Annotated in this window: 6 protein-coding genes; all 6 read left to right on the top strand. The window is 58.8% G+C overall.

Annotated elements, in window-relative coordinates; genetic code table 11:
- A partial coding sequence (ptsP, locus tag H5U08_RS05825; protein WP_297031184.1) for a phosphoenolpyruvate--protein phosphotransferase occupies positions 1-1,007 on the top strand: 1,007 nt, incomplete at its 5' end.
- 38 nt (positions 1,008-1,045) lie between these two features.
- The gene (locus H5U08_RS05830) at positions 1,046-2,038 is read left to right on the top strand and encodes an aldo/keto reductase (RefSeq protein WP_297031186.1); all 993 of its coding nucleotides are present in this window, start codon (positions 1,046-1,048) and stop codon (positions 2,036-2,038) included.
- A gap of 281 nt (positions 2,039-2,319) precedes the next feature.
- Positions 2,320-5,478 (top strand): tetratricopeptide repeat protein, encoded by a 3,159-nt coding sequence (locus tag H5U08_RS05835; RefSeq protein ID WP_297031188.1) that lies wholly within the window; start codon positions 2,320-2,322, stop codon positions 5,476-5,478.
- A gap of 237 nt (positions 5,479-5,715) precedes the next feature.
- Positions 5,716-6,750 carry a MotA/TolQ/ExbB proton channel family protein gene (locus tag H5U08_RS05840; protein ID WP_297031190.1) on the top strand — a complete coding sequence of 345 codons (1,035 nt, stop codon included), beginning with the start codon at positions 5,716-5,718 and terminating at the stop codon, positions 6,748-6,750.
- On the top strand, positions 6,747-7,193 hold the full coding sequence (locus H5U08_RS05845; protein ID WP_297031192.1) for a biopolymer transporter ExbD: 447 nt from the start codon (positions 6,747-6,749) through the stop codon (positions 7,191-7,193). Before H5U08_RS05840 ends, H5U08_RS05845 begins: the two co-directional genes overlap by 4 nt.
- A gap of 51 nt (positions 7,194-7,244) precedes the next feature.
- The coding region (locus H5U08_RS05850) for a hypothetical protein (protein ID WP_297031194.1) at positions 7,245-8,157 on the top strand (913 nt) is incomplete at its 3' end.

Raw genomic sequence — 8,157 nt, forward strand, 5'->3', positions numbered from 1 at the left:
TCCGCGTGTTTACAACGGAGCTGGAAAAGCTCCGGGATCTCCCGGCGGAAACCCTGGACGGCACGCGGATCAACATTTACGGCAACATCGAGTTCCCGCACGAGGCGGCGCTCTGTCTGCAAAACGGAGCAGAAGGCATCGGGCTGTATCGCACCGAGTTTCTCTATCTCGGCCGGAACGATCTGCCCAGCGAAGAAGATCATTACCAGGCGTACTGCGAAGTCGTCCGGATTATGGGTGATCGGCCGGTCACCATCCGCACGTTCGATCTGGGGGCCGATAAAGTCCCCCTCCAACTGGGACTGGAAAAAGAGGCGAACCCCTGTCTGGGCTTGCGAAGCATCCGTCTGGCGCTGCGCTATCTGCCCCTGTTTCAAACACAGTTGCGTGCCATTCTGAGGGCCAGCGTGTGCGGTAACGTACAGATCATGTTCCCCATGATCAGCACGCTGGCCGAGCTCCGCCAGGCCAAGCTCATGCTGGCGGAAGTGATGGAAGACCTGGCGGAGAGCCAGATTCCTTTCCGTCGGGACATTCCGCTGGGCATCATGGTGGAAGTTCCCTCCGTTGCTGTGACCATTGACCGGTTCCTGGACGAAGTGGATTTCATCAGTTTGGGAACGAACGATTTGATTCAGTACACCCTTGCGGTGGACCGCACCAACCGCAATGTGGTGAACATGTACAACGCCACTGAGCCCGCGGTGCTGCGGCTGATTCATCACGTGATCCAGGAGGCTTCGCGGAAAGGCGTACCGGTCAGTTTGTGCGGCCAGATGAGCAGCCATCCGCTCCACACCATGCTGCTCATTGGGCTGGGATTGCGGAAGTTCAGTGTGGCCGCTCATTCCATCCTTGAAATCAAGAAGGTCTGCCGCAGCGTGACCGTCCAGCAGTGTGAGGCTCTTGCGAAACGGGCTCTGGAAATGGATCATGCCCGGGATGTGCAGGCACTCCTTCGGGAGCAGTTGATCAAGTTGATCCCGGCGTTCAGTCGGATCATGTGAACCTCATTCCTGAGTACGGCAACAGAACAGGTGGCGCTATGAAGTCGCGATTGTTTCCTGCCCTGCAACGGGAAGTGTCGGAAATCGGATTGGGTACGTGGCAATTGGGCGGCACGGAATGGGGCGACGTGCCCGAGGAGGAGGCCCTCAACACACTGGCGGCTGCCGCAGAGGCGGGTATCACCTTCATTGATACGGCCGACATCTACGGCCTGGGCCGCAGTGAATCGCTTATCGGACGCTTTTTGAAAGGCCGACCGGATCGCGACCGTTTCATTGTGGCCACCAAACTGGGAAGGCATCCCGAACCGGGGTGGCCCGCCAACTTCACCAGGGAAGTCGTCCGCCGCCACACAGAGGATTCCCTCCGTCGCCTGGGGGTGGATGTCATCCATCTGACGCAAACCCACAGCCTGCCCCTAGAGGTCATGCGCGATACAGGCATTTTCGACTATCTGCGCGAACTGCGGGACGAGGGCAAAATACGCGCTTTTGGCGCCAGCGTGGAGAGCATGGAAGAGGCCCTGTTCTGTCTAAACGTCGAGGGAATGGCCTCTCTCCAGATCATCTTTAACATCTTTCGGCAGAAGCCCATCGATGTCCTTTTCGACGAGGCCCAGAAACGGGGTGTGGCGCTGATCATTCGTCTGCCGCTGGCCAGCGGACTGCTGGCAGGGAAATTCACCCGGGACACCCAATTTGCCCCCAACGACCACCGTTTCTTCAATCGTGATGGGGAGAAGTTTAATGTGGGGGAGACGTTTGCGGGCCTGCCCTTTGAAAAAGGCCTTGAACTCGTCGAGCACATTCGACCGTGGGTTCCCCCGGGAATGACCATGGCCCAGATGGCCTTGCGGTGGTGCCTGGACTTTGATGCTGTGACGACCGTCATCCCCGGGGCAAAACGTCCCGATCAGGCACGGAGCAATGCCGCGGCAAGCGATTTGATGCCGCTTCCCCCCATTCTCCATAATCGGCTCGGCCGCTTCTATGAATCCCACGTGGCCGCCCACATTCGTGGCAAGTATTGACAGCATTTTTATCCATTATTTTGGTTCTGCCTGATTGATCAGCAGTGGGTTCGCCGCTCGGGTGAATCGATCCCGATGCGCTGCGGCGGGCAGGTCCTCTTTTTGCGCTTGCGTGTGGCCGGATAAGATATGTAAACGGATCGCCCGACAGCGGCACGTTACCCACACCGCCTCTCAAGGGGCCTGGTGCGCGGCCTGAGTGGGGCCATGATTCCTGGTTGGCCGATACGTCAATCAGGGCGAGGTTCAATCCGACCTCGGGATGAAGGAGTTCGCGAGCGATGAACCGCGGTGATCGACGGATGATCTCGTCGCTTCTTTGCACAGTGCTGGCGCTGGCAAGCCTGGCATGTGTTTCTCATCTGCCGGCCCAGGAAACAAATGCCGAAGCAACACGGGACTATAACGCAGCAGCGAAACTCCACAACCTGTCTTCGTGGGACCTGGCGGCCGAGCAGTGGCGGGCATTCATCGCCAAACATCCCGGTGATCCCCGTGTGCCGAAGGCCCTTCATTATCTGGGCGTGTGCCTGTTCAATCAAAAGCAGTACGAAGCGGCGGCTCAGGCCTTCCAGCAATCTATCGAAAAAGGCGTCGAGGAGAATTTTCGGGAATTGTCAGCAGTTTACCGGGGGATGGCCCTGTTTGAAGCTGCCAGACAGCAAAAACCGGAGCTCTACTCCGCAGCGCGTAATGCCCTGGAGGAATATCTGCGGACTTACCCCAATGGCAGTCAACGCCCGCAAGCCCAGTACTATCTCGCGGAAACCCTCTATTTTCAGGGTCAGAAGGATCAGGCCGCCCAGGCCTATCGCCGATTCCTCCAATCATTTCCCGACGATGGGCGTGTGCCCGACGTGCTGTTTGCACTCGCGGTGTGCGAAGAGGAGCTCGGCAACAGGCAGGCTGCGTTGAAAAACTACCAGACATTCACGGAAAGGTATCCGCAGCATCCCAAAGTCAACGAAGTCCTCTATCGAATCGGTGAAGTCCAGTATTCGCTGGGGAATTTCGAGCAGGCGGAACTCTTCTTCCGCAAGGCCGGGGCAGACTCCCGATTTGCCGATGCCGATCTGGCGGTCATTCGATCGGGCGACGCCCTGGTTCAGATGAAACGTTACGACGAAGCAGCCCAGCAGTACGCAAGCGTGGAAAAACGCTTCCCCAATTCGCCGCATATTGCGCGGGCGAATTTGGGTGCTGCCAAGTGCCTCTACTTAGCCAATCGTTACCAGGAGGCTCTCCCTCTCCTGGTTCGCGCCACGCAGGCGCCTGAGGTACGGGCGGAGGCCATTCACTGGGCGGCCCGGTGCTATCTGAAACTTGGACAACCCCAACAGGTACTGGACCTGATCGACCCAGAAACCGTCAAGAGCGCTGCCGCTCCATGGAACGTGACGCTCCAGCTCGATCGGGCGGACGCCCTCTACGAAATCCCCGAAAAGCGCGAGGCAGCCATCAAAGAGTACGCACAGGCGGCGGCCATGGCGACCGATCCGGCGATCAAGGGGGAGGCACTCTACGCTGCAGCGCACACAGCGCTGGGACTGGGCCAGTTCGGCGCGGCGCGACAGTACGCAGAACAGTTTCGCAAGGAAATTCCGGACCACGTGCTGAGTCCGGATGTGGAGCATATTCTGGCGGAATGCGAATTGGCCGAGAGTCGTTACGATACCGCGGCCCAGATGTTTGATGCGCTTGCCAGAAAATATCCCAAAAATCCGCAGGTGGGTTTGTGGCGAATCCGTCAGCTCACGGCCCTCCAGATGGCGGGCAAGCATGACGCGGTCGTGAAGCTGGGCCAGACGCTGGCCAGTGTCCTCCCCCAAGTCGACGATCAGGCGGCGATCCTGACGCTTGTAGGGGCCAGCCAACTGGAACTCGGGAACCCCAAAGCGGCCCAGGAATCGCTGCTTCTGGCGCTCAGTCGCAGCGGCAAAGGCCCGTCCGCAGACCGCGCGATGCTTCTTCTGGCCTGGGCCTACCACAAACAGGGACGCACCGCCGACGCACGAACGGTGGTCGAGCGCATGATCAAAGACTTCCCCCAGAGCACTCTCCTGGACCGGGCTTACTACGAGCTGGGCAAGTACTGTGCAGCGCTTCAGGATTACGCATCGGCCGAATCAGCCTACCGAGAGGTTCTCCAGCGATTTCCGGAAAGTTCCCGTGTGCCCGCGGCAATGTGTGAACTGGCCCAAACACTCCTGAAAAGCAACAAATCCCCCGAGGCCGAACAGATTCTCAACGATCTTTTGCAAAAATACGCGAATCATCCGCTGGCATCCTGGGCGCGTTACCTGCTGGGAACCCTCTACTTCGAGCGGCAGCAGCTCGACCGCGCCATGCAGATGATCGACCAGGCCCTCCAGGGAGGTCTGACGGGGAACGAGCGCTCGGCCGCCCTTTATACCCAGGGGCTCATTTTGATCGATAAAAAACAGTACGACCAGGCGGCGGCCATTTTTAAACAAATACTCGACGAAAATCCCCAGTATCCGGAAGCTGATAAAGTTCTTTACCAGTGGGCATGGGCGGAAAAATTGGCCGGCAAAGAAAACGAGGCCATCGCTTTATTCCAGCGGCTCATCGACACGGCGCCGGACAGTCCCCATCGTCCCGAAGCCGAATATCATGTGGCGAGCCATCTGTATTCCCAGGGACGTTATTCCGAGGCGGCCGCGCTCTATCATCACTGTTATCAATCAGGTCGCGATCCCGATCTGATTGAAAAAGCCGTGCACCGGTTAGGCTGGTGCTTCTTCAAACTGGGACAATACGAGAACGCCGCGCAAACGTTTTCCTATCAGAAGTCAACTTATCCCAAAGGCTCGTTAGCGGCGGACGCTGCTTTTATGGAAGCGGAATCGCTCTTCATGCAGAACAAATTCACGGAGGCACTCCGGCTCTACGAGTCTCTGAGCCCTCTGGAGTCGCCAGACTACGAGGTTCTGCGGCTTCTTCACGCCGGCCAGTCGGCCGCACAAATGAAACAAACAGATCGGGCCCTGGAGTATTATCGACAGGTGCTGGCGAAGTTTCCCGCCACCCCCGAGGCCATCCAGGCTCACTTTGAAACAGGCATGATCCACTACGAGCGCGGCGAGCTGGATACGGCTTTAAAAATGTTTGAAAAAGTATTGGAGAACGCCAAGCAGGTTCCCGATGAGACGGCAGCCAGGGCGCAGTTCATGCTCGGCGAGATCGCCATGCAGCAAAAGAAATACGACGATGCGGTGAAATACTTTTTCCGCGTGGCCTACGGTTATCGCCTGCCGAAGTGGCAGGCCGCAGCCTTGTATGAAGCCGCCCGGTGCTTTGAAACGCTGCAACGACCAGAACAGGCCGCGAAACTCTATCAGGAACTGATTGACAACTTCCCGGAAAGTGATCGCATCGCTGATGCGAGGGCCAAATTACGCCTCCTTAAACCACAGTGAGTATGCGAATAATAAAAATAACCTGCCGTCCAGGCATAGATAAACTCACGGGGTTTGTGTGGCGAAGTCTGTTTTTCGGGCGGCGAACGGTCGGGTTGAAAGACAATCAGGTGTGCAAATAGTCTTTTTGACAATCCGGAACAGCAAGCAGCCACGGCAACGCGCGGCCAGCAGGACAGAACGGATGGAAAAATGACGCAAACGAGAATCGCGGTTCCCAGGTGAGAGACCGGTGCAATGACAACAATCCCCCTGATAAAACGGCGGCCGGTATTGCGATTACTGGTGGTTGTGCTGCTCTTGATTGGAGCAGGGACGATCATCCACGGTGTTTGCCGGGCGGAGGTTACGGCGCCCGCAGCTCCTCCTGTTTCGGAGGGCCCCCCGCAAGTCGTCGAACATCGCGATCCCGCCACCAGCCTGGAGGAAGCGGATCGCAAGGCCGAGGAGGCCCTGGCGGCTGCGCCCGCCACACAGCCGGACCAGCCGGAAAGCGCTCGCAAGCCAGGGACGATCCCGCAAATCAATGTGCTCGATCTGGCTTTCCGGGGCGGCGTGCTGATGATTCCCATCACGTTGATGTCGATCCTGACGGTCATCTTCGGGCTGGAGCGAGCCCTGGGATTGCGGCGACGGAAGGTGGTTCCCGCGGGCCTCATTCGCGGGCTCGGGCAGCTTGTGGAAGAGAAACGCGGATTTGATCCCCGGGCGGCCTATCGCCTGGCTCAGCATTATCCTTCCTCGGCCGCCAATGTCCTCAAAGCGATGCTGGTCAAGGTCGGCCGACCGCTCCCGGAAATTGAGCAGGCCATGAAAGAAGCCACCGAGCGAGAGGCGGATCGCCTCTACAGTAACGTGCGGTTTCTGACGCTTTCCGCGGCCGTCACCCCGCTTTTAGGACTGCTGGGGACAGTGCAGGGAATGATCCAGGCGTTCTTTGTGACGTCGCATCTCCCCACCGGGGCCGATCGAGCAGAGATGCTGGCGCAGGGGATTTACACGGCCTTGGTGACGACGTTTGCCGGACTGTGTGTGGCCATTCCCGCCTCGGTGCTGGCGCACTATTTCGAGGGACGTATCCAGAAGCTCTTGCGCGAGCTGGACGAATCACTTTTGGGCCTCTTGCCCCAGTTTGAACGCTTCGAAGGCCGCCTGCGAATGGGGCGAGAGCAGATTCCCACGCCCGACCTCTCGACAAACGCCGGTTTGCGGCGCGAGGCTCCGCAGCCACCTCCGCCTCCCAGTCCCGCTGAAACGGGAGCCATGCCATGAGTATCCTGATTCGCAATAAAAGCCGCGCGCTGGAGTCACTCACCATGACTCCACTCATCGACGTGGTTTTCAATCTGCTCATATTCTTCCTCATTGCGAGCAAATTTGCCGAGGAAGAGCGCGAACTGCCGGTGCGGCTGCCCGATGCCAGTGAAGCCCAGCCGCTTCTCAGCAAGCCGAGAGAGCTTTTTATCAATATTGATGAAAATGGACGATACTATGTGGGAGGCAAACTGCTCAGACTGAGCGAGCTGGAGAAACTGCTCCTGGAGGCCTGGTCCGCCAATCCCAGCCGAACGACGGTCATCATCCGGGCGGACGAGCGCTGCCGTTTGCAGCCGGTCGTCTCGGCCATCAACGCGTGCAAGAAAGCTCACATCACAGATTACCGCCTGGCCACGCGAAAGACAGGGCCGCCAAGTGAAGGTGCTAACTCCCCATAACACGGTGGGTCGGAGAACCGTATTCAGCAGTGCGAGGGAAGGCCTCGTCGCATGGCCGATTTAAAAAGTCCCCAACCTCGTGGCAAACGAACTGTCATCCGGCGTTTTGTGCCGGAGCGGCTGGCCGATTTTGATGAGCAGGTCTGGCCGGTCAATCTCGCCATCCTCGTCTTTGCCGGGTTTGTCTCGGGAATCGTTCTGGCTACCACGCCCGACTTTTTTGATCCCCGCCCGCTGTACAACGGATTGGTTCGGTTGGGAATCATCGCTGGGCTGGTGTTGCTGTTGCTCTGGAGTACGGCCCACGTTCGGGCTCCGACGGCTCGCCGCATCCAGTTCTGCGTCGTTCTCAGTCTTTTCCTGCATCTGCTGGTGGCTGTTCTGCTTCGGGAGCAGTACCTCAAATTGATCGCGTTCATCCGCGAGAGTTCAGCCCCGGCGGAATCGGAAACCGAGGAAATGATCACCCTGCCGGAGTATGCGGCAGATACGATCGAAGAGGGAAACCAGCTTTCGGAATACACCCGACCGGTGCAGGCACTTCCCAGGGACAATGTTGCTGCCGACCGATTGATCCATCAACCACGGCCGAGTGCTCCGGCGCCTTTGCCATCACCACAGCAGACGCCGGATGTCTCCGAGGAAAAACCCTCTCCGCTGGTGCCGCCACGAGCTGAGGAAACCGGGCGCGAAGAACCGCCCGATTCGCAGCTTTCCCCTCCGCGCCGGACGATGCCCGCCCCTGCCGAAATCACCCACACCGCGCCGCTGGATGCGCCCCCGCAGGAGTCCTCAGTTCAGCAGCAGCTCACTCCGCGTGATCAGGTGCAGCGGGAATCAATGACCCCGACGCTGACACGGCGGGAAGACTCTCCCGATCAGTCCACCAATCCGGACGTCAATCTGCCGGCCCGCGTCACCGTCGAGCCTGTCCCGGCGGATTCGTCGTCCGTGTCACGTCCAC

Source organism: Thermogutta sp. (assembly GCF_014359955.1).
Taxonomy (GTDB): Bacteria; Planctomycetota; Planctomycetia; order Pirellulales; family Thermoguttaceae; genus Thermogutta.

Excerpts from the sequence above, each read along its gene's own strand:
- H5U08_RS05835 (WP_297031188.1), top strand. The coding sequence starts at position 2,320 with ATGAACCGCGGTGATCGACGGATGATCTCGTCGCTTCTTTGCACAGTG.
- H5U08_RS05830 (WP_297031186.1), top strand. The coding sequence starts at position 1,046 with ATGAAGTCGCGATTGTTTCCTGCCCTGCAACGGGAAGTGTCGGAAATC.
- H5U08_RS05840 (WP_297031190.1), top strand. The coding sequence starts at position 5,716 with ATGACAACAATCCCCCTGATAAAACGGCGGCCGGTATTGCGATTACTG.
- H5U08_RS05845 (WP_297031192.1), top strand. The coding sequence starts at position 6,747 with ATGAGTATCCTGATTCGCAATAAAAGCCGCGCGCTGGAGTCACTCACC.